At 59.5% G+C, this 21045-nt stretch carries 20 protein-coding genes; 14 read left to right on the forward strand and 6 right to left on the reverse strand.

Annotated features, from left to right (window positions below; all coding sequences use genetic code 11):
• Positions 1-416: 416 nt before the first annotated feature.
• The 10 genes from JUI81_RS14625 (at position 417) to JUI81_RS14670 (ending at position 9920) form a co-directional block, all read left to right on the forward strand.
• On the forward strand, positions 417-1166 hold the full coding sequence (locus JUI81_RS14625) for an electron transfer flavoprotein subunit beta/FixA family protein (protein ID WP_028938957.1): 750 nt from the start codon (positions 417-419) through the stop codon (positions 1164-1166).
• 2 nt (positions 1167-1168) lie between these two features.
• Positions 1169-2098 carry an electron transfer flavoprotein subunit alpha/FixB family protein gene (locus JUI81_RS14630; protein ID WP_019582611.1) on the forward strand — a complete coding sequence of 310 codons (930 nt, stop codon included), beginning with the start codon at positions 1169-1171 and terminating at the stop codon, positions 2096-2098.
• Between the two features lie 81 nt (positions 2099-2179).
• On the forward strand, positions 2180-3028 hold the full coding sequence (locus tag JUI81_RS14635) for an ABC transporter substrate-binding protein (RefSeq protein WP_019582610.1): 849 nt from the start codon (positions 2180-2182) through the stop codon (positions 3026-3028).
• Between the two features lie 9 nt (positions 3029-3037).
• A complete protein-coding gene (locus JUI81_RS14640; RefSeq protein WP_018929885.1) occupies positions 3038-3394 on the forward strand; it encodes a DUF4398 domain-containing protein in 357 nt (118 codons plus the stop codon).
• Positions 3391-4203 carry an OmpA family protein gene (locus JUI81_RS14645; protein WP_018929884.1) on the forward strand — a complete coding sequence of 271 codons (813 nt, stop codon included), beginning with the start codon at positions 3391-3393 and terminating at the stop codon, positions 4201-4203. Before JUI81_RS14640 ends, JUI81_RS14645 begins: the two co-directional genes overlap by 4 nt.
• Before the next feature lie 202 nt (positions 4204-4405).
• A complete protein-coding gene (locus tag JUI81_RS14650) occupies positions 4406-5845 on the forward strand; it encodes a PLP-dependent aminotransferase family protein (protein ID WP_204124559.1) in 1440 nt (479 codons plus the stop codon).
• A gap of 87 nt (positions 5846-5932) precedes the next feature.
• Positions 5933-6400, forward strand: coding sequence for a translation initiation factor 2 (locus tag JUI81_RS14655; RefSeq protein ID WP_204124560.1), 468 nt, complete (start codon positions 5933-5935; stop codon positions 6398-6400).
• Positions 6401-6567: 167 nt separating this feature from the next.
• Positions 6568-6822: a YkgJ family cysteine cluster protein gene (locus JUI81_RS14660; protein ID WP_019582607.1), complete on the forward strand. Its 255-nt coding sequence runs from the start codon at positions 6568-6570 to the stop codon at positions 6820-6822.
• 41 nt (positions 6823-6863) lie between these two features.
• The gene (locus tag JUI81_RS14665) at positions 6864-7466 is read left to right on the forward strand and encodes an START domain-containing protein (RefSeq protein ID WP_019582606.1); all 603 of its coding nucleotides are present in this window, start codon (positions 6864-6866) and stop codon (positions 7464-7466) included.
• Positions 7467-7826: 360 nt separating this feature from the next.
• Positions 7827-9920 carry an LTA synthase family protein gene (locus tag JUI81_RS14670; protein WP_019582605.1) on the forward strand — a complete coding sequence of 698 codons (2094 nt, stop codon included), beginning with the start codon at positions 7827-7829 and terminating at the stop codon, positions 9918-9920.
• Between the two features lie 60 nt (positions 9921-9980).
• On the opposite strand, the gene JUI81_RS14675 is transcribed toward JUI81_RS14670, so the two are convergent.
• Positions 9981-10139, reverse strand: a complete 159-nt coding sequence (locus tag JUI81_RS14675) for a DUF3309 family protein (RefSeq protein WP_172901242.1) — start codon at positions 10137-10139, stop codon at positions 9981-9983.
• Between the two features lie 288 nt (positions 10140-10427).
• Here JUI81_RS14675 and JUI81_RS14680 point away from each other — a divergent pair, with 288 nt between their 5' ends.
• The 3 genes from JUI81_RS14680 to csrA all read left to right on the forward strand — a co-directional run bounded on the left by JUI81_RS14680 (position 10428) and on the right by csrA (position 11980).
• A complete protein-coding gene (locus tag JUI81_RS14680; protein ID WP_019582604.1) occupies positions 10428-11243 on the forward strand; it encodes an SDR family oxidoreductase in 816 nt (271 codons plus the stop codon).
• 65 nt (positions 11244-11308) lie between these two features.
• Positions 11309-11641 (forward strand): YnfA family protein, encoded by a 333-nt coding sequence (locus JUI81_RS14685; RefSeq protein ID WP_019582603.1) that lies wholly within the window; start codon positions 11309-11311, stop codon positions 11639-11641.
• 153 nt (positions 11642-11794) lie between these two features.
• A complete protein-coding gene (gene csrA, locus JUI81_RS14690; protein ID WP_204124561.1) occupies positions 11795-11980 on the forward strand; it encodes a carbon storage regulator CsrA in 186 nt (61 codons plus the stop codon).
• A 1-nt stretch (position 11981) separates the two neighbouring features.
• On the opposite strand, the gene JUI81_RS14695 is transcribed toward csrA, so the two are convergent.
• The 5 genes from JUI81_RS14695 to mnmC form a co-directional block, all read right to left on the reverse strand.
• Positions 11982-12209 carry a YheU family protein gene (locus JUI81_RS14695; protein WP_003199186.1) on the reverse strand — a complete coding sequence of 76 codons (228 nt, stop codon included), beginning with the start codon at positions 12207-12209 and terminating at the stop codon, positions 11982-11984.
• Positions 12210-12274: 65 nt separating this feature from the next.
• A complete protein-coding gene (locus JUI81_RS14700; RefSeq protein ID WP_018929876.1) occupies positions 12275-13465 on the reverse strand; it encodes an osmoprotectant NAGGN system M42 family peptidase in 1191 nt (396 codons plus the stop codon).
• A 37-nt stretch (positions 13466-13502) separates the two neighbouring features.
• Positions 13503-15251, reverse strand: a complete 1749-nt coding sequence (ngg, locus tag JUI81_RS14705; RefSeq protein ID WP_204124562.1) for an N-acetylglutaminylglutamine synthetase — start codon at positions 15249-15251, stop codon at positions 13503-13505.
• Between the two features lie 3 nt (positions 15252-15254).
• Entirely contained in the window at positions 15255-17027 is a 1773-nt protein-coding gene (locus tag JUI81_RS14710) for an N-acetylglutaminylglutamine amidotransferase (RefSeq protein ID WP_096480880.1), read from the reverse strand.
• Positions 17028-17149: 122 nt separating this feature from the next.
• Positions 17150-19135, reverse strand: coding sequence for a bifunctional tRNA (5-methylaminomethyl-2-thiouridine)(34)-methyltransferase MnmD/FAD-dependent 5-carboxymethylaminomethyl-2-thiouridine(34) oxidoreductase MnmC (gene mnmC / locus JUI81_RS14715; RefSeq protein ID WP_204124563.1), 1986 nt, complete (start codon positions 19133-19135; stop codon positions 17150-17152).
• A gap of 320 nt (positions 19136-19455) precedes the next feature.
• Between mnmC and pap the strand changes: the two genes are divergently transcribed.
• Positions 19456-20979, forward strand: coding sequence for a polyphosphate:AMP phosphotransferase (gene pap / locus JUI81_RS14720; RefSeq protein ID WP_204124564.1), 1524 nt, complete (start codon positions 19456-19458; stop codon positions 20977-20979).
• The last annotated feature ends 66 nt before the right edge of the window (positions 20980-21045 follow it).

Consider the following 21045-nt stretch of genomic DNA (forward strand, 5'->3'; position numbering starts at 1 on the left):
ATCTACACCACTCTTAGCGTCCAATACAAACGTTTGTTTGAATCGGCTCAAAGCCAGATAAATCAAAGTCACGCGGCTTATGACTGGCCATTTTGCCGTATTGACCGGAATAGGTGTTCCGGTCAAGATACGGGCGGTTTTGCGCTCGCCGTAGGCTGAATACAGGTTCCAAGAGCACCTCTAAAGACAGGGCGATGGCAGTACAAGGTGAAGCGCCGCGCAGGTATCGCGCGCAGTTTACACGTCGCGGTAATGAATGACTTATCGGTCACCACTGACGAACGGTCATCAGCCTCGTGAGCAAGGTTCACCCGATACACCTGCCAGCGTTTTTAGAGGTGCCCTTGCGCCGATGAGCATCAACCGCCAGGTTCGCCTAGGCGACTTTCTTTTCACCGGAGAGTAACGAGGAATCCATGAAGGTTCTTGTAGCTGTCAAACGCGTTGTGGATTACAACGTCAAGGTTCGCGTCAAGGCGGACAATTCCGGCGTCGACCTCGCCAACGTCAAGATGTCGATGAACCCGTTCTGCGAAATCGCAGTGGAAGAAGCCGTACGTCTGAAAGAGAAAGGCGTGGCGACTGAAATCGTCGTCGTCTCCATCGGCCCATCCACCGCCCAAGAGCAACTGCGCACCGCGCTGGCTCTGGGTGCCGACCGCGCCATCCTCGTCGAATCCGCTGAAGATCTGACTTCCCTGGCCGTGGCCAAGCTGCTCAAGGCAGTGGTCGACAAGGAGCAGCCACAGCTGGTGATCCTCGGCAAACAAGCCATCGACAGCGACAACAACCAGACTGGCCAGATGCTCGCGGCATTGAGCGGCTACGGTCAGGGCACGTTCGCGTCGAAAGTCGAAGTGACCGGCGATACAGTTGCCGTGACCCGCGAAATCGACGGCGGCGCGCAGACGGTTTCCCTGAAACTGCCGGCCATCGTCACCACCGACCTGCGTTTGAACGAGCCGCGCTACGCGTCCCTGCCAAACATCATGAAAGCCAAGAAGAAGCCTCTCGAAGTGCTGACTCCGGACGCTTTGGGCGTTTCCACCGCCTCCACCAACAAGACCCTGAAAGTCGAAGCGCCAGCTGCACGCAGCGCGGGTATCAAGGTCAAGTCGGTGGCTGAACTGGTCGAGAAACTGAAAAACGAAGCGAAGGTAATCTAATCATGACTATCTTGGTAATCGCCGAACACGACAACAAAGTGCTGGCCCCGGCCACGCTGAACACCGTTGCTGCTGCCGCCAAGATCGGTGGCGACATCCACGTTCTGGTTGCAGGCCAGGGCGCTGGCGCCGTGGTTGAAGCCGCTGCGAAAATCGCTGGCGTGAGCAAAGTCCTGAACGCTGACAATGCTGCTTACGCGCATCAGCTGCCGGAAAACGTTGCTCCACTGGTAGCCGAGTTGGGCAAGGGCTACAGCCACATCCTGGCTGCCGCCACTTCCAACGGCAAAAACATCCTGCCGCGCGTCGCCGCTCAGCTGGACGTTGACCAGATCTCCGAGATCATCTCGGTAGAAAGCGCCGATACCTTCAAGCGCCCGATCTACGCCGGTAACGCCATCGCTACTGTGCAATCGAATGCTGCAGTGAAAGTGATCACCGTGCGTGCTACCGGTTTCGACCCGGTGGCTGCCGAAGGTGGTTCGGCCGCCGTTGAAGCTGTTGCCGCTGTTCACAACGCCGGCACTTCCAGCTTCGTCAACGAAGAACTGGCCAAGTCCGATCGTCCGGAACTGACCGCTGCCAAGATCGTCGTTTCCGGTGGTCGTGGCATGCAGAACGGCGACAACTTCAAACACCTGTACGCCCTGGCCGACAAGCTGGGCGCTGCCGTCGGTGCTTCGCGCGCTGCGGTTGACGCAGGTTTCGTACCCAACGACATGCAGGTCGGTCAGACCGGCAAGATCGTTGCGCCACAGCTGTACATCGCCGTTGGTATCTCCGGCGCGATCCAGCACCTGGCTGGCATGAAAGACTCCAAAGTGATCGTGGCGATCAACAAGGACGAAGAAGCGCCGATCTTCCAAGTGGCCGATTATGGCCTGGTGGCAGACCTGTTCGAAGCCATCCCTGAGTTCGAGAAGCTGGTCTAATCCGGCGGCTTGACTTATAAAGAGCCCGGCCTTTTGGTCGGGCTTTTTTTTGTTCCGGATTTGAGTGGGGAGAGTGTTGCCATGGATCTGCGCCACTGGTTTGGCTGCTCTTTTTTGCCAGGATTGTGTTTAAGTCTGGCGCTGGTGCCGGGGCTGTCCAGCGCTGCAGGCAAGTGCGAGCGCCTGATCGTGACCGGCAGTCCCGACGCACCACCGTACCTGTGGCAAGACCCGCAAAACCCTAAGCACCTGATTGGCGCCAGCGCTGATTTATTGCAACAAGTGGCGGGGGAGTTGGGCATCAAGGTCGAGCTGCTTTATGCCGGCAAACGCTCCCAGGCCCTGGACGAAGTGCGCAGCGGGCGCATGGACATGCTGGCCGATGCGCCGTTGATGGTCACTGAACTGGAAAATCTGGATTACATCCATCCTGCGCTGCTGGAAAACGATTATCTGGTCTGGACTCGCAACGACTCGTTATTGGTTTACAACGAAGCGCAGGACCTCCACGGTCATCCCGGCGCGTTGTCGGAAAAGGCTCGAGTGACCCCTTCATTCGGCACTTTCGCCGAGCAGCAATTGACCCTCGTGCGCACACCCAATCTGACTCAGGCCTTTCAGAAATTGCTGCTGGGCGAGGTGGAGTTTGTCCTCGCCGGTCGCTACTCGGGCATGGCCATGGTGCAAACGCTGGGGATGGCCAATGACTTGATGGCCCACCCACAACCCATCGACAAACCCGGCCTGTACCTCGCGGTTTCCCATAACTCCGCCTGTAACGATCCTTGGTTGCGCGGACAGCTGGCCAAAAAGATGACAGAATTGCCCGCGTCCGGACTGACGGAAGCTGCGTTGCTGCGCAATATTGAGCGTTGGAAAGCGCAAGGCTCACAATCGCAGCCACAACCTGTCAGTACCCCAAAACAGTAGGGATTTTTAGTGAGTATTCGACCTCTTTTCGCTGCCCTGGCCGTTCTGGCTCTGGCGGGTTGTGCAGCCGATCCGGCGCCGAATGAACAAATACGCCTGACCGAACAGGCCCTCGAACAAGCCAAGGCCGTGGGCGCTACCGCCGAGGAAGTGCCGGAGCTGAAACTGGCCCAGGACAAGTTCAACCGGGCCAAGGGCAACATGGCCGACCAGTCCTTCAAGAATGCGCGCATGCGGGCCGAGCAGGCCGAGCTGGACGCGCGACTGGCCGAAGCCCGGGTCCTGACCCACAAGAGCGAGGAGCAGTTGAACGTGCTCAATACCCGCATCACCCGCCTGCGCAAGCAACTGGGAGATGCCCAATGAACCTGAAGACCAAAGCACTCGGCGGCTTGATCCTGGCTGGCTGCGCAAGCCTTTATGGCTGCGCCGGTCAACACAGCGAGGCTGCGTTGCAGCAGGCCGGTGCCGACTTCCAGAAGGTCAAGGAAGACTCCAACGTGTTGCGTATCGCGCCCAAGGACGTGATACGTGCCGGCGAGTCCCTGGCCCGCGCCGATCGACTGTCCAGCTACTGGGGCAGCGGTTCGGACGTGGCGCATTACGCCTACCTGAGCCAGCGCTACAGCGAAATCGCCCGGGAGCACACCAATCAGGTGCTCAACGAAGAGCGCGCAGCGAAACTCGAACTCGAGCGTCAGCGCCTGCAATTGGCGCTGCGTGAGTCCAAATTGCTCAGCGTGCAGCAACAGGGCAAGTGGCTCGAAGAGCAGATCGTGGCGCTGGCGACCACCCAGACTGACCGTGGTCTGGTGATGACCCTGGGTGACGTGCTGTTCGATACCGGTGAGGCGGAGCTGAAGAGCTCGGCGAACCGCGTGGTGCTGAAGATCGTCCAGTTCCTGCAGCTCAACCCCAAGCGTGTGGTGCGGATCGAGGGTTACACCGACAGCACTGGCGGTAAACAGGAAAACCTCAAGCTGTCCCGCGACCGGGCGCAATCGGTAGCTGACGTATTGACGGACCTGGGCATCGACGACAAACGCATCCAGGTTGAAGGGTACGGCGATGAATACCCGGTGGACGCCAACGCTTCCGAGCGCGGCCGTGCACAGAACCGTCGGGTGGAAATTGTGTTCTCCGACGAAAAAGGCCAGCTCGGCGCGGCTCGTTAAGGGCTGCGTCACTGGAAAAACCCGGCCTGCTCAGCAGCGCCGGGTTTTTTTGCGCCCGTCAAATGCATCGTAAAACAGTACAGTTTTTGCTGACACCGCACTGTATGGTCGACTATTGTATTAACTGTCCCAGTACACTTCTAAACTGTTCCGGTATTGTTTCACACAAGAATAAAATGCCCGCGAAATCGAGTGCTGCGTCATGACCAATCTCTTGCTCTATCAACGTATTGCTCAGCAACTGGCCGAAGACATCCGCCGCGGCGTCTATCAGCCGGGAGAGCGCGTGCCTTCAGTGCGCAAGATGAGCTCGCAGCTCAACGTCAGCCATGCGACGGTGTTGCAGGCCTACGCGAACCTTGAAGATCAAGGGCTGATCCGTGCCCGGCCGCAATCCGGTTACTACGTGCACCAGACACCCGCCCTGACGGCACCGACCCCGGACATCGCCCGGGTCGAGCGCCCAGGCCTGGTCACCCGCAGCAGCATCATTCAGCAAGTCCTGGTCGAATCCCGCCGCGAAGGCGTGTTCCCGTTGGGCGCAGCCGTACCGAGCGTCGATTATCTGCCGGTGCGGGCACTGCATCAGCAACTGGCCAAAGTCACCCGTTTCCATAGCCCGCGCGCGTTCAGCTATATGTTCAGCCCTGGTTTCGAGCCGTTGCGTCGGCAAGTGGCGATCCGCATGCGCGACGCTGGCGTGGTGGTCGATCCGTCGGAAGTGGTAATCACCCACGGCTGCGTCGATGCGTTGCAGATGTCTCTGCGCGTATTGACCCGGCCGGGCGATCTGATCGCCGCCGAGTCGCCGACCTATTACGGTTTGCTGCAACTGGCCGACCTGCTGGGGCTGAAAGTCATCGAGATCCCCAGCGATCCGGCCACCGGCATGAGCCTCGAAGCCTTGCAACTGGCGGCTAACCAGTGGTCGATCAAGGCTCTGGTGCTGACCACGCGCCTGAGCAATCCCTTGGGCGGCACCATGCCTGAAGAGCGGCAGAAACAACTGCTGCGCCTGGCCTCGGATTTCGATATCCAGATTGTCGAAGACGATATTTACGGCGAGCTGATGTTCGAGCAGGGCCGCACCAAATCGCTCAAGGCCTATGACCGGCTGGATCGGGTGATTTATTGCTCCAGCTTCTCCAAAACCCTGTCGCCCGGCGTGCGGATCGGCTGGATGATTGCCGGCAAGTACCAGTCGGAAATCCAGCGCTTGCAGACCTTCAGCACGCATTCGGCCTGCAGTGTCACGCAAATGGGCATTGCGGCCTATCTGGAGAACGGCGGGTACGACCGGCATTTGCGTTATATCCGTCAGGAGTACCGCAAGAACCTCAGCGCTTTCCAACTGGCAGTGCAGCAGTACTTCCCGGAAGGCACACAGATGACCCGGCCTACCGGCGGTTTCATTCTGTGGGTCAGTCTGCCGGGGCGGGTCAATACGCAAGAGTTGCATGTGCGTGCGCTGCAGCAGGGCATCAGCATTGCGCCGGGGCTGATTTTCAGTAACACCGAGCAATTCAATCACTGCATTCGCCTGAACTGCGGCATCCCCTGGAACCGTGAGGCCGAGCGCGCATTGATGACGCTAGGGTTGCTGGCAACGCAACTGTGTCAGGAGACAGCGAGCGGTTTTTGACTTGCGGGGCAGTTATGAACTGCCCGCTTGTCTTGTCGCCTCCAACAGGCGAGCATATAACCTTCTGCCGTTCGCGCCGTTGGGTCCATGAAGCCGATTTTTCCTTCTGTCTGGTTATTGATCTGCCTGTTGATGACTTGTCATGCGGAAGGTGTCATGGCGGCTTCCGTTCAGGAAAAACCGACACCCGCCGCAACCGCGAAAAAACCGGTGACGGCTATAAAAAACGCTCCGGTCAAAAAAAAGGCTGCACCGGTCAAAAAGCGTTCTCCCATTGCTTCCAAGTCAAAACCAGCCAGTGAAGCGCTGAAGACCAAACTCCCTCCCGCCAATCTCGACTTGAGCTTGCCCAAGGATAAGGTCGATGAATTGAAACCGGTCGGCACGGTACCGTTGCCTCCACACGATGCGGTGTTGCCGCAAATGTTCGGTGGCAAAAGCAGTCCGTTTCAGCTGAACGGTCGCCTGATCAGCAACGAAATGCAGCTGCAGCGGCGCAATGAAGAGCGCCGGGACGTTGAAGGCGCGGCGCTGGAATTCGAGTTCAAGCAGTAAATTTCCCCCTGTTCGTGACCCGCGCAACAGACGCTTTGTCGGAGACTGGTCAGTCACGTTCGTTTGAGCGTAAAAACCCGGGCCCGGGTAATTTAAAACAACTGTTTTAGCCGTTACTCTGTGCCACGTCCCTTTAACACATTGCTCATCGCGAGGAGCTTGTCGTCATGAGATGCCGTGAAGGCTGTGGCGCCTGTTGCATTGCCCCTTCCATCAGTTCACCGATTCCCGGCATGCCCAATGGCAAAGCCGCCGGAGAACGATGCGTACAACTGTCTGCCGATAACCTGTGCAGCATTTTCGGCAAGCCGGAACGCCCCGCGGTGTGTTCGGCATTTGAGGCCGATGTCGAGGTTTGCGGAAGCAGCAGCGACGAAGCGATCAAATTGCTGGGCTGGTGGGAGCAAATGACGGCCGCGTGATGTGTTCAACGAACGGAACTTCAACAATAAGGAATAAGACTATGGGTTCGCTGCATCGTATCGCTGTGCTGTGTGGTTTGACGGTTTTGCTGGCCTCCACGGCCCAGGCCGAAGACTGGAAAACCGCCAAGGACGAAGACGGCATCAAGGTGTCCTTGAGTGAGGTGGCCGGTTCCCAATACAAGGCTTACCGTGGTGTAACGATCATGAAGACCACCATGGCCAAACTGCGTGCACTGCAGGAAGATGTTCCGGGAGCATGCGCCTGGATTCACGAGTGCAAGGTCCAGAAGCTGCTCAAGCATGAAGGCAACCAGAGCTGGACCTACACTCAGTTCAATACACCGTGGCCGGTGACTTCTCGCGATTCGGTATTGCATGTCACCACCGTTGACGGCGCCGATGGCAGCCTGACCCGAGAGCTGGAAGGGCAGCCGAAGTACCTTCCGGAAGAAAAAGGTTTTGTACGGGTTGCCCAGGTCAAGGGTTTCTGGAAGTTCGTGCCCAAAGGCGATCAAGTCGAAGTGACGTATCAGGTCCACACCGATCCAGGCGGCAGCGTGCCGTCGTGGTTGGCCAACAAGTTCGTGGTCGATGCGCCGTTCAATACTCTCAAAGCCCTGAAAGAACGCGCCGAGAAGTAACCGCGTATCCAGTTGATACGACCTGTTGAACAACGCCCCGATTTGATCGGGGCGTTTGCGTTTTTTACCAAGGGCTGTCTTTATTTTGTTTCCGGATATGCGTTGAACAAAATTTTCACAAAGTCTCCAAGACAATTCGCTCTCGCCTCAACGAGTCAACCCCGCAACTTTGTGCCATGCCCTCTTGTCCCAGAGCGCTACAAGCGGCAGTTGGGCTGTCGGGCAGTAATCAATGGCAATGCCGCTGTTGATCGTGCAACATTTGCGCACCGCGCACGCCCCGGGGCCGAGGATGGCCAACAGAGGGCAAGGCGCCACTGTGTTTTTGTAACTTCAACTTCCAATGGGTCCTAAAACGACATGGCAAACCCGGACGCCCTGAATCAGCAGCGAGCTACTAGTCGCCTGCTGCAACCGACCGTCAAATCGCATATGGCCTACACGCTGTTGTGCGCCCTGATCATGATGGTCATGTTCAGCCTGCTGCGCGTCGCGCTGCTGGTCTACAACCGCTCGATGATCCTCGACACACCGGCTTCGACCTTCCTGGAAGCGTTCGCCAATGGCCTGCGCTTCGACTTGCGCCTGGTGGTTTACCTCAGCGTTCCGCTGCTGCTGGCCCTGTTCAGCGCCCGGGCCATGGCGGCCCGCGGGTTCTTCCGGCTCTGGTTGACCGTTGCCTCGAGTATCGCGCTGTTCCTCGGCCTGATGGAGATGGACTTTTACCGCGAGTTCCACCAGCGCCTCAACGGCCTGGTCTTCCAGTATGTGAAAGAAGACCCGAAAACCGTGATGAGCATGCTCTGGTACGGTTTTCCGGTAGTTCGCTACCTGTTGGCCTGGGGTGTGGGCACGTTGATTCTGACCCTCGCGTTCAAGGGTGCCGACCGCGCCACACGTCCTCGTGGGCCGTTCAGCGGTGGCAGCATCGGCACGCGCCAGGTCGCTCCGTGGTATGCGCGCGGCGTGGTGTTCGTGGTCTGCCTGCTGGTCTGCGTGGTCGCGGCGCGTGGCACCCTGCGTCAGGGCCCACCGCTGCGTTGGGGTGACGTCTATACCACCGACTCGAACTTCGCCAACCAGTTGGGCCTCAACGGCACGCTGTCGCTGATCGCGGCGGCCAAGAGCCGGATGTCCGAAGATCGCGACAATATCTGGAAGGCAACGCTGCCACAGCCGCAAGCTCAGCAAATCGTACGTGACATGCTGGTGATGCCGGACGAAAAACTGGTGGATGCCGATATCGCAGCGGTGCGTCGCGATTACATGCCGCCGGCCGACAAGACCCTGCCGATCAAGAACGTCGTCGTGATCCTGATGGAAAGCATGGCCGGTCACTCGGTGGGGGCCTTGGGCGCATCGGGCAACATCACGCCGTACCTCGATAAACTGTCGAAAGAAGGCCTGCTGTTCGATCGCTTCTTCTCCAACGGGACGCATACCCACCAGGGTATGTTCGCCACCATGGCCTGCTTCCCGAACCTGCCGGGTTTCGAATACCTGATGCAGACCCCGGAAGGCAGCCACAAGTTGTCCGGCCTGCCGCAGCTGCTCAGCGCACGTAATTACGGCGACGTGTATGTCTACAACGGCGATTTTGCCTGGGACAACCAGTCGGGTTTCTTCAGCAACCAGGGCATGACCAACTTCATTGGTCGTAACGACTTCGTGAACCCGGTGTTCTCCGACCCGACCTGGGGCGTGTCCGACCAGGACATGTTCGACCGTGGTCTGGTAGAGCTCAAGGCGCGGGAAAACGGCAAGCCGTTCTATGCGTTGCTGCAAACCCTGTCCAACCACACGCCATATGCCTTGCCGACACCATTGCCGGTTGAACGTGTAACCGATCGCGGCAGCTTGAACGAGCATTTGACCGCGATGCGTTACGCGGACTGGGCAGTGGGTCAATTCTTTGAAAAGGCCCGCAAGGAGCCGTACTTCAAGGAAACCCTGTTTGTCATCGTTGGCGACCATGGTTTTGGCAACGAACGTCAGATCACCGAAATGGACCTGGGCCGCTTCAACGTACCGATGTTGATGATTGCACCGGGCATCCAGGAAAAGTTCGGCCAGCGTAACCACACCGTGGGCACCCAGATCGACATCGTGCCAACCATCATGGGCCGTATTGGTGGCGAAGTACGTCATCAGTGCTGGGGGCGTGACCTGCTCAACCTGCCTGAAGGCGACACCGGTTTTGGTGTGATCAAGCCGTCGGGTAGCGAGCAGACTACCGCCATCGTTACGGCTGACCAGATCCTGGTGCTGCCGAAAGAAAAGGAAATGGCGCCGAAGATGTACCAGTACGAACTGGGTGCGACGCCTCACGCCGAGATCGTTCCGGATGCACCGCGTACAGCTGAGCTGAAGCTCAAGCTCGAAGCGTTCCTGCAAACGGCGACCAAAAGCCTGCTCGACAACACCGCGGGTGTGGTTAACGGCAAACCGGATTAACTATTGACGCAATAAAAAAGAGGCCCTTCGCAGGGCCTCTTTTTTTTGTCGGTAAAATCTTTATATCTTGCCAAGCAACAGCAGGATCAACAGCACCACCAACACCACGCCGATGATGCCGGACGGGCCGTAACCCCAACTTCTGGAGTGCGGGAAGACCGGCAGGCCGCCTATCAGCAACAGGATAAGAATAACGATAAGAATTGTGCCCATGTCTATTTCCTTGTTGGAAGCGTTGTGGGTTTGACCTGGCGTTTTAGCCATCAGCTGGACTTGTATTAATCCTAGCTGCTTAAAAAATCCGACTCATGGCTATGAAGAAAAATTCCAAGTTTTTTTAATGTTTTTGGAAAGTATGTTTATTTCTTTTGCTGTGTCTCGAAGTTGAAACAACCGCACCGCGCCGTGGTTCATCGCTGGCCATTCAGCACTCTGATGGAGCGTGGGTCGCGCATTATCCTTCGCTACACTCGGTGCATCTTCCCCGGAACAACAAGGCTGTTTGCTATGCAAAATCGCATGATGATCACTGGCGCGGGCTCAGGCCTGGGTCGCGAAATCGCGCTGCGCTGGGCGCGTGAAGGCTGGCAGCTGGCCTTGTCGGATGTCAGTGAGCCCGGCCTGCAGGAAACCCTCAAGTTGGTGCGCGAAGCTGGCGGTGACGGCTTCATTCAGCGCTGCGATGTGCGCGACTACAGTCAGTTGACCGCCTTCGCCCAAGCCTGCGAAGAGAAACTCGGCGGTATCGATGTCATCGTCAACAATGCCGGTGTGGCCTCGGGCGGGTTCTTCAGTGAACTGTCGCTGGAGGACTGGGATTGGCAAATCGCGATCAACCTGATGGGCGTGGTCAAGGGCTGCAAGGCCTTCCTGCCGCTGCTGGAGAAAAGCAAAGGCAAAATCATCAACATCGCCTCGATGGCGGCGCTGATGCAAGGCCCGGCCATGAGCAACTACAACGTGGCCAAGGCAGGTGTGGTGGCGTTGTCCGAAAGTTTGCTGATTGAACTGGCCCATGAGGAAGTCAGCGTGCATGTAGTTTGCCCGTCGTTCTTCCAGACCAATCTACTGGACTCCTTCCGTGGCCCGACCCCGGCCATGAAAGCCCAGGTCGGCAAATTGCTGGAAAGCTCACCGATCACCGCTGCTGACATTGCCGACTACATCTATCAGCAGGTCGCTGCCGGCGAATTCTTGATCCTGCCTCACGAGCAGGGCCGTATCGCCTGGGCGATCAAACAGAAAGACCCGCAATTGCTCTACAACGAAATGACTGTGATGGCCGACAAAATGCGCGCCAAGGCCAAACAAAACGCAGGCTGAACTTGCCTGTGCGCAACACCGTCGTTAGGGTGGCCGCCAACCGGCCATCCCAACGAGACGTCTGCATGCTCAATTACCTGTGGTTTTTCCTCGCCGCGCTGTTCGAAATCGCCGGCTGCTTCGCTTTCTGGATGTGGCTGCGCCAGGGTAAAAGCGTGTGGTGGGTCATCCCGGCCTTGCTCAGCCTGACGTTATTCGCGCTGCTGCTGACCCGGGTCGAAGCGAGCTACGCCGGTCGCGCCTATGCCGCCTACGGTGGCATCTACATCATTGCGTCGGTTGGTTGGCTGGCGGTGGTCGAGCGGATTCGACCATTGGGCTCTGACTGGATCGGCGTGGCGCTGTGTGTACTCGGGGCGACTGTCATTTTGTTTGGTCCGCGCCTTACCGCTTCCTGACGGATCGGTCCTTCATTCAAGCGGTTTGTCAGATACGTCCGTCAGGGTGATGCAGCCTGCATTGTAGGGCGGGACTGTTTTGCGGTCGTTGCATTGAAGACCCGCTCTGCGCCGGGCATCTTCAGGGGCCGGTAACCCTGAAGGATGAATGCCATGCTTGTACTCAGTCGCGTTGTGGGCGAAATGATATCCATTGGTGACAACATTTCCGTGCGGGTGCTCGCCGTCAACGGAAGCAGTGTGCGCTTCGGTGTTGAAGCGCCACAGGAGGTCAACGTACACCGCGCCGAAGTCTACGAGCGCATCCAGATCAAACAGGCAAAAGCCAAAGGTCGTTGACTCAGTCGAACAGGTGCTTGGGCACGTCGTGCTTGAGCATCAACTGGCATTGCTCGCTTTCCGGATCGAAGACAATCAGCGCCTGGCCCTTGGTCAATGCCTGACGCACACGCAATACACGGGTTTCCAGCGGCGTGTCATCGCCGTTGTCCGTGCCGTCACGGGTCACGAAATCCTCGATCAGGCGGGTCAGGGTGTCGACTTCAAGTTGGTCGTGGGGGATCAGCATAAGGCACCTCGGTTAAACATTGGCGCGATGCTACGGCGGATATGAACACATCACCAGTGTTCGCCTCAGCTTTCTGTGCGCTGTCCCAGCAGGCTATCCACCGACGGCACCCGGGTATCGCTTTCCATCTGGGTCTCGTGCTCGATCTGGTGACTGAACCGCTCCAGCGATCCTGTGGCTGGTTGGGCATCGCTGGCGAACACCGGTGGGCTGAGGATGTAGGCGCCGAGCAAACGGCTGAGGGCGGCGAGGCTGTCGATGTGGGTGCGTTCGTAGCCGTGGGTGGCGTCGCAACCAAAGGCCAGCAGCGCGGTGCGTATGTCGTGGCCGGCGGTGACGGCCGAGTGAGCATCGCTGAAGTAATAGCGGAACAGGTCCCGACGCGCCGGCAGTTCGTTGTCAGCGGCCAGGCGTAGCAGATGCCGCGACAGATGATAGTCATAAGGCCCGCCGGAATCCTGCATCGCCACGCTCACCGCGTGTTCGCTGGAGTGCTGGCCGGGCGCGACCGGCGCGATGTCGATGCCGACGAATTCGCTGACATCCCAGGGCAGGGCAGCCGCCGCACCACTGCCGGTTTCCTCGGTGATGGTGAACAGCGGATGGCAGTCGATCATCAACTCTTCGCCGCTGTCGACAATCGCTTTCAGTGCCGCCAGCAGAGCGGCAACGCCGGCCTTGTCGTCGAGGTGACGGGCGCTGATGTGGCCGCTTTCGGTGAACTCCGGCAACGGGTCGAAGGCGACGAAATCGCCGACGCTGATCCCCAGCGAATCGCAATCGGCGCGGGTGGCGCAATAGGCGTCCAGGCGCAATTCGATGTGATCCCAGCTGATCGGCATTTCATCCACGGCGGTGTTGAACGCGTGCCCGGAAGCCATCAGCGGCAACACGCTGCCACGAATCACGCCGTTGTCGGTGAACAGGCTGACGCGGCTGCCCTCGGCAAAACGGCTGGACCAGCAGCCGACGGGCGCCAGGGTCAGGCGCCCGTTGTCCTTGATCGCGCGAACCGCCGCGCCAATGGTATCCAGGTGAGCGGAGACTGCTCGGTCCGGACTGTTCTTCTTGCCCTTGAGAGTGGCGCGGATGGTGCCGCGACGGGTCATTTCAAAGGGAATGCCCAGTTCTTCAAGGCGCTCGGCGACGTACCGCACGATGGTGTCGGTGAACCCGGTGGGGCTGGGAATGGCGAGCATTTCCAGCAGGACTTTTTGCAGGTAATCGAGATCCGGTTCGGGAATTTTGCTGGTCATGGAAACTCCTGATGGTGTTGGTACAGACAACGCATCACTAAGAGACTGCCGGCTGACTATGCGCAAACAACAAATCCACAAACCGCTCGGCCGTCGGCTGCGGTTCATGGTTGGCCAGGCCGGCGCGTTCATTGGCTTCGATAAACACGTACTGCGGCTGGTCGGCGGCCGGCACCATCAGGTCGAGCCCGACCATCGGAATATCCAGTGCTCGCGCCGCGCGCACCGCCGCGTCCACCAAGGCTGGGTGCAGAATCGCCGTGACGTCTTCAAGGATGCCGCCGGTATGAAGATTCGCCGTGCGCCGTACGAACAAGTGCTCGCCGGCCGGCAGAATGCTGGCGTAGTCATAACCCGCCGCCTGTAAGGTGCGTTGGGTCTCCTGATCCAGCGGGATTTTGCTTTCGCCGCTGGTTGCCGCCTGACGGCGACGACTCTGGGCTTCGATCAGCGCACCGATGGAATGCTGACCATCGCCCACCACTTCCGCCGGCCGGCGAATGGCAGCTGCGACCACCTCGAAGCCGATCACCAGAATCCGCAAATCGAGGCCTTCGTGAAAACTTTCCAGCAGCACTCGACTGTCGAATGCGCGAGCGTTTTCGATGGCTTGCTGGACCTCCTCAATGCTGCGCAAATCCACCGCCACCCCTTGACCCTGTTCACCGTCCAGCGGTTTGACCACCACCCGTTCGTGCTCGTCGAGAAACGCCAGATTGTCGTCCGCGCTTCCCGCCAGTTGTTGGGCGGGCAGTTTGAGGCCGGCGTTTTTCAGCACCTTGTGAGTCAGGCTTTTGTCCTGGCACAAGGTCATGCTGATGGCGCTGGTCAGGTCGCTCAGGGATTCGCGGCAACGCACCCGACGACTGCCATGGATCAAGGTAAACAGACCGGCTTGCGCGTCATCCACCTGCACCTCAATACCGCGCCGATGAGCCTCTTCGACGATGATCCGCGCATACGGATTGAACTCGGCTTCGGGGCCGGGGCCGAGAAACAACGGCTGGTTGATGCCGTTCTTGCGCTTGATCGAAAAGGTCGACAAGTTGCGAAAACCGAGTTTGGCGTAAAGATTCTTCGCCTGACGGTTGTTGTGCAGCACCGACAGGTCCAGGTAACTCAGCCCACGGCTCATGAAGTGTTCGATCAAGTGCCGCACCAGCACTTCACCGACGCCTGGGCGGGAACATTGCGGATCCACCGCCAGGCACCACAGGCTGCTGCCGTTTTCCGGATCGTTGAATGCCTTGTGGTGATTAAGGCCCATGACGCTGCCGATAATCGCGCCGCTGTCCTCGTCTTCCGCCAGCCAGTACACCGGGCCGCCCTGGTGATGGGGCGTCAACAAGTTCGCATCGATCGGTAGCATGCCGCGAGCCTGATACAGCTGATTGATTGCCTGCCAGTCCGCCTCGCTTTGCGCCCGACGAATGCGAAAACCGCGAAACACCCGGGTGGCCTGACGGTAATCGCTGAACCACAGGCGCAAAGTATCGGACGGGTCGAGAAACAGTTGCGCCGGTTCCAGCCCCAGCACTTGCTGGGGGGCGGCGACGTACAAGGCGATGTCCCGCTCACCGGGCTGCTCATTGAGCAACTCTTGGGCGAGGCTCGCCGCATCGGGAAAGGTATGGCCGATCAGCAACCGGCCCCAACCGCAATGTACGGCGATGGGCGCGGCGCTCAATGCACTGCCGTCTTCGGCCAGGCGTGCCTGCAAGCGTTCGTAGGAGGGTGCCTGACCGCGCAACAGGCGTTGGCTGTAAACCGTGGCGTGGGGTTTCATCGATCAGATTCCTTGTTCACTGAGCCACAGGTTCAGGGCCGCCAATTGCCACAGCTTGGAGCCACGCAACGGGGTCAGTTGACCTTGCGGATCGGTCAGCAGGCGGTCGAGCATGGCGGGATTGAACAAGCCGCGATCCTGGCTCGGGTCGAGCAGCAGTTCACGTACCCAGTTCAACGTGTCGCCCTGCAAATGCTTGAGGCCGGGGACCGGGAAGTAACCCTTTTTACGGTCGATCACTTCACTGGGAATGACCAGCCGCGCCGCTTCTTTCAACACTTGCTTGCCGCCATCCGGCAGTTTGAATTTGCCCGGCACCCGCGCCGACAATTCCACCAGGCGATAGTCGAGAAACGGCGTGCGCGCTTCCAGGCCCCAGGCCATGGTCATGTTGTCGACCCGTTTGACCGGGTCGTCCACCAGCATCACGGTGCTGTCCAGGCGCAGGGCTTTGTCCACCGCCGCGTCGGCACCGGGTTGTGCGAAATGTTCCTTCACGAAGTCGCCGGCGGCATCGTTGGTTGTCAGCCATTTCGGCTGCACTGTGGCGGCATAGTCGGTATAGCTGCGGTCGAAAAACGCATCGCGATATGCCGCATACGGATCGCTCGCGCCGTCCACCTGCGGATACCAGTGATACCCGGCGAACAACTCGTCCGCACCCTGGCCGCTCTGCACCACTTTGCAATGCTTGGCCACTTCCCGGGACAGCAGGTAGAAGGCAATGCAGTCATGGCTGACCATCGGCTCGCTCATGGCGCGGAACGCTGCCGGCAGTTGCTCGATGATCTCTTGTTCGTCGATACGCAGTTGGTGATGCCGGGTGCCGTAGTGTTTGGCGATCAGGTCCGAATACTGAAATTCATCACCGCGCTCGCCACCGGCATCCTGGAAACCGATGGAAAAGGTCGACAAGTCTTCGACCCCGACTTCGCGTAACAGCCCCACCAACAGACTCGAATCGACACCACCGGACAGCAGCACACCGACATCCACCGCCGCCCGTTGACGGATTGCCACCGCTTCACGGGTGCTGTCGAGCACGCGATCGCGCCAGTCTTCGAGGGTCAGATTCAGTTCGTCGGCATGTGGGCCGTAGGGCAGGGTCCACCAGGTTTTCTGCTCGGTGGTGCCGTCGGCTTCGATACGCATCCAGCTCGCCGGGGGCAGTTTTTCGATGCCCGCCAGCAAGGTGCGCGGGGCCGGGACCACCGCGTGGAAGTTCAGGTAATGATTGAGCGCCACCGGATCGAGGATCGGGTTGATGTCGCCGCCCTTGAGCAATGCCGGCAATGCCGAGGCAAAGCGCAGGCGCTGGCCGGTGCGCGACAGGTACAGCGGCTTCACACCGAGACGGTCGCGGGCGATGAACAGACGCTGGGCGTCACGTTCCCAAATGGCGAAGGCGAACATGCCGTTGAGCTTGGGCAACAGCGCTTCACCCCAGGCGTGATAGCCCTTGAGCAGCACTTCGGTGTCGCCACCGGAGTAGAAGGCATAACCGAGGCTTTCCAGCTCGGTGCGCAGTTCCGGGAAGTTGTAGATGGCGCCGTTGAAGGCCAGGGACAGACCCAGTTGGTTATCGATCATCGGCTGCGCCGAGCCGTCCGACAGGTCCATGATTTTCAGGCGCCGATGGCCCAGGGCTATCGGGCCTTGGCTGTGGAAGCCCCACGCATCAGGGCCGCGAGGGGCCAGGTGATGGGTGATTCGTTCAATGGCTGCGAGGTCTGCAGGCTGATGGTCGAAACGTAATTCTCCAGCTAATCCGCACATAAGTCCTTACCGGTTTTTCCGTTGGGGAGGGTCAATCGATACCCGCCAAAAACGGCGGGTACCCGGAAACTGACCCGGCTGAATCCCTGGAGTTTTAGACTGATAAGTTATAAGTCTGTGTGTCAGACTTTTCCGCGGATCAACTGGCGCAAGGCAAAACGGTTGGGATGGCAGGCCTCGGCCACGGTTTTGGGCAAGGGCAAAGGCTCGTTCTCAAGCCATGCCGCCAACAGTTCGCCGGACAATGGCGCGGTGATCAAACCGCGAGAACCATGGCCGCTGTTGACGTAAAACCCATCAAGCCACGGGCAGGGCACATCGGGCACTTGCCGGGCATCTTTGCTCAGCGCGGCATAGGCATTGGCGAAGCTGGCCTGATCGGCCAACGGTCCGACGATCGGCAGGTAATCGGGACTGGTGCAGCGGAATGCCGCGCGTCCTTCAAGCTGCTGCGGGTCCAGGTCTTGAACATGCAGGCGGGTGACCAGGTCGGTGGAGATTTCTTCGAGCAACGCCAGGTTGCCGAGGTGCTCGGCGACAGTCGGGGCCAGATCGTCACTCTTGAAATCGAAGCTGGCGCCAAGCGTGTGTTCGCCCAGACGTGCCGGTGCCACATAGCCTTCGGCGCAGACGACGGTCGCCAGGCTCTGGCTTTCAGGGGTTTGCGCCAGTCGGGTGATCTGGCCGCGAATGCGTTTGAGCGGCAGCTCGGCGCTTTGGGGAAAACGCTTGATCTCGGCGGCGCCGGCCAGAATCACCACGGGCGCGCTGGCCAGCAGTGTCTCGCCGTCCCAGGCCTGCCATTGATCCTCCACCTTGCGCAGTTCCAGCACCTCGCGATGGGGCAGCCACTGAATGTTCGTTGAAGACGCCTGCCACTGGCACAACGCAGGAGGATGAACCCAGCCGCCTTCGGGGAAGAACAGGCCGCCGTGCTCCAGTTCGATGCCGGTCCGGGCCTGTGCTTGCGGTTGATCGAGCAGGTGTACCAGGTCTGGCGAAAAAGCGGCGGCCAATTGCGTCTGACGCTCGGCTTCCTTGGCATTGAAGGCCAGTTGCAAGACCCCGCAATCGTCCCAGTCGACGCCGCGCTGCAATTGTTCCAGCAGGCGCCGGGTGTAACCAAAACCGCTGACGATCAATTGCGATAACGCCGTGCCGTGGGCCGAAAGCTTGAGGTACAGCACGCCTTGAGGATTGCCCGAGGCTTCCTGCGCCAGTGCTTCGTGGCGCTCCAACAGGCTCACTTGCCAACCCCTCGCGGCGAGACTGGCGGCGCTGGCGCAACCGGCCAGCCCGGCACCGATTACCAGGGCGGCGCGGCGCTCGCCAGTCGGCGGAGTTGGGCGAGCGAACCAGGGTTTAGTCGCGGCAGGTCGTGCGGTCTCTTCGGGCCAGCCAAGAAAGGTGCCCCGCAGGATCTCCCACTTGTGACCGATGCCTGGCGTGCGTTTCATCTTGAAGCCTGCGGCGTTCAACAGGCGGCGTACCCAGCCGGTGCTGGTGAAGGTGCTGATGGTCGAGCCGGGTGCCGCCAAGCGGGCCAGTTCGGCAAACAGTTCGGCGGTCCACATGTCGGGGTTTTTCGCCGGGGCGAAACCGTCGAGAAACCAGGCGTCGATCTGCGCGTCCAGTTGCGGCAACTGCTCCAATGCATCACCAATCAGCAGGGTCAGGGTGACGCGGCCGTTGCCCAGCACCAGCCGCTGAAAGCCTTGATGGATCGCCACGTATTGCGCCAGCAGTTGATCGGCGAACGGCTTGAGATCCGGCCATAACGCCAGGGCCCGTTGCAGATCGGCGGTGCTCAGCGGGTACTTTTCGACACTGACAAAATGCAGCCGCGCACCGGCCACTGCGTGCTGTTCAAACAACTGCCAGGCACAGAGGAAATTCAGCCCGGTGCCGAAACCGGTCTCGCCAATCACCAGTCGCCCACCCGCCGGCAATGCGGCGAAGCGGTCGCGCAAATCGTTTTGCTCCAGAAACACGTAGCGGGTTTCTTCAAGGCCCGACTGGTCGGAAAAGTACACATCATCGAACACCCGCGAACGCGGGCGACCTTGGTCGTCCCAGTCGAGCTGGGCGTGGGGCAATACAGGTTTCATGGCAGGTTCGGCAACGGCAAGACCGCCATTCTAGCCGATCGCCACGGTGGTGCTCGATCCGTGGCAAGTGCCACATTCGGGGGGCAGGGAGAATCGTCGTTTTGTGGCGAGGGAGCTTGCTCCCGCTCGGGTGCGAAGCAGCCGCAAGTTGGTTGTCTATGTAGCACCGGAGTACATGTTTTCTGATATCGGGACGGCTTCGCCGTCCAGCGGGAGCAAGCTCCCTCGCCACAGGGTTCGTATCAGTCTCAAGGATGGATTTGTCCTACGCATGAGACGCCAATCCGCTAGTCTTGCTCAATCCTGGAAGGAGTGTCTCCATGTTCGAATCCGCCGAAATCGGTCATGTCATCGACAAAGAAACCTATGAAGCCGAAGTGCCGGCCCTGCGTGAAGCCTTGCTCGAAGCGCAGTTCGAACTTCGGCAGCAACACCGTTTTCCAGTGATCATTTTGATCAACGGCATCGAAGGGGCCGGCAAGGGCGAGACGGTCAAGTTGCTCAACGAATGGATGGACCCGCGCCTGATCGAGGTCCGCACCTTCGACCAGCAGACCGACGAAGAGCTGGCTCGACCACCCGCCTGGCGCTACTGGCGGATGCTCCCGGCCAAGGGGCGCATGGGGATTTTCTTCGGTAACTGGTACAGCCAGATGCTGCAAGGGCGGGTTCATGGTTTGTTCAAGGATCCGCGACTCGATCAAGCCATCAACGGCGCCGAACGGCTGGAGAAGATGTTGTGCGACGAAGGTGCGCTGATCTTCAAGTTCTGGTTTCACCTCTCCAAGAAACAAATGAAAGCGCGGCTCAAGGCGCTGAACGACGATCCGCTGCACAGCTGGCGCATCAGCCCGCTGGACTGGCAACAATCCGCGACCTACGACAAGTTCGTGAAGTACGGCGAACGGGTACTGCGCCGCACCAGCCGCGACTACGCGCCGTGGCACGTGATTGCTGGCCTGGATGCGCGTTATCGCAGCCTGGCGGTTGGCAAGATTCTGCTCGAGGGCTTGCAGAGCGCACTCAAGAGACCCAGGATTCACCCGCACAAAGTCAGTGCCGCGCCCTTGTCTCCCAGCGTCGATCACGTGAATCTGCTCGACAGCCTGGACCTGACCCTGAACCTGGACAAGGACGATTACGAAGAGCAACTGATTACCGAGCAGGCACGGTTTTCCGGGCTGATGCGCGACAAACGCATGCGTCGTCAGGCGTTGATCGCGGTGTTCGAGGGCAACGACGCGGCAGGCAAGGGCGGGGCGATCCGTCGGGTGGCCGCGGCACTCGACCCACGTCAGTACAACATCGTGCCGATCGCCGCGCCTACCGAAGAAGAACGGGCGCAGCCGTATCTCTGGCGGTTCTGGCGGCATATTCCGGCGCGGGGAAAATTCACTGTGTTCGATCGTTCCTGGTATGGCCGGGTGCTGGTGGAGCGCATCGAGGGTTTTTGCAGCGAGGCGGACTGGTTGCGTGCCTACGGCGAGATCAACGACTTCGAAGAGCAGCTCGACGATGCCGGGGTGATCGTGGTCAAGTTCTGGCTGACCATCGACAAACAGACTCAGATGGAGCGCTTCCAGGAGCGCGAAGAGATCCCCTTCAAGCGTTTCAAGATCACTGAAGACGACTGGCGTAACCGCGACAAGTGGGACGATTACCGCGCTGCGGTTGGCGATATGGTCGACCGCACCAGCACCGAGGTATCGCCCTGGACCCTGGTGGAAGCCAACGACAAGCGCTGGGCGCGGGTCAAGGTATTGCGCACCCTCAATGAGGCGCTGGAAGCAGCATTCGAAAAGTCCGACAAACGGGAGAAGAAACTGCAAAAGCGCAAGCGCTGAGCCGATGGTTACGCATACGCGGGGTGAATGATTGTCGCGGTCAGTCATGAGTCGGACTTATGCTCG

The sequence above is a fragment of the Pseudomonas sp. 008 genome (genome assembly GCF_016861935.1).
Lineage (GTDB): Bacteria > Pseudomonadota > Gammaproteobacteria > Pseudomonadales > Pseudomonadaceae > Aquipseudomonas.

Coding starts and splice junctions, on each gene's coding strand:
- JUI81_RS14665 (WP_019582606.1), top strand. CDS start 6,864: ATGGGTTCGCTGCATCGTATCGCTGTGCTGTGTGGTTTGACGGTTTTG.
- JUI81_RS14710 (WP_096480880.1), bottom strand. CDS start 17,027: ATGTGCGGATTAGCTGGAGAATTACGTTTCGACCATCAGCCTGCAGAC.
- JUI81_RS14695 (WP_003199186.1), bottom strand. CDS start 12,209: ATGCTGATCCCCCACGACCAACTTGAAGTCGACACCCTGACCCGCCTG.
- csrA (WP_204124561.1), top strand. CDS start 11,795: ATGCTTGTACTCAGTCGCGTTGTGGGCGAAATGATATCCATTGGTGAC.
- JUI81_RS14625 (WP_028938957.1), top strand. CDS start 417: ATGAAGGTTCTTGTAGCTGTCAAACGCGTTGTGGATTACAACGTCAAG.
- ngg (WP_204124562.1), bottom strand. CDS start 15,251: ATGAAACCCCACGCCACGGTTTACAGCCAACGCCTGTTGCGCGGTCAG.
- JUI81_RS14650 (WP_204124559.1), top strand. CDS start 4,406: ATGACCAATCTCTTGCTCTATCAACGTATTGCTCAGCAACTGGCCGAA.
- JUI81_RS14630 (WP_019582611.1), top strand. CDS start 1,169: ATGACTATCTTGGTAATCGCCGAACACGACAACAAAGTGCTGGCCCCG.
- mnmC (WP_204124563.1), bottom strand. CDS start 19,135: ATGAAACCTGTATTGCCCCACGCCCAGCTCGACTGGGACGACCAAGGT.
- JUI81_RS14685 (WP_019582603.1), top strand. CDS start 11,309: ATGCTCAATTACCTGTGGTTTTTCCTCGCCGCGCTGTTCGAAATCGCC.
- JUI81_RS14655 (WP_204124560.1), top strand. CDS start 5,933: ATGAAGCCGATTTTTCCTTCTGTCTGGTTATTGATCTGCCTGTTGATG.
- JUI81_RS14680 (WP_019582604.1), top strand. CDS start 10,428: ATGCAAAATCGCATGATGATCACTGGCGCGGGCTCAGGCCTGGGTCGC.
- JUI81_RS14670 (WP_019582605.1), top strand. CDS start 7,827: ATGGCAAACCCGGACGCCCTGAATCAGCAGCGAGCTACTAGTCGCCTG.
- pap (WP_204124564.1), top strand. CDS start 19,456: ATGTTCGAATCCGCCGAAATCGGTCATGTCATCGACAAAGAAACCTAT.
- JUI81_RS14700 (WP_018929876.1), bottom strand. CDS start 13,465: ATGACCAGCAAAATTCCCGAACCGGATCTCGATTACCTGCAAAAAGTC.
- JUI81_RS14635 (WP_019582610.1), top strand. CDS start 2,180: ATGGATCTGCGCCACTGGTTTGGCTGCTCTTTTTTGCCAGGATTGTGT.
- JUI81_RS14660 (WP_019582607.1), top strand. CDS start 6,568: ATGAGATGCCGTGAAGGCTGTGGCGCCTGTTGCATTGCCCCTTCCATC.
- JUI81_RS14645 (WP_018929884.1), top strand. CDS start 3,391: ATGAACCTGAAGACCAAAGCACTCGGCGGCTTGATCCTGGCTGGCTGC.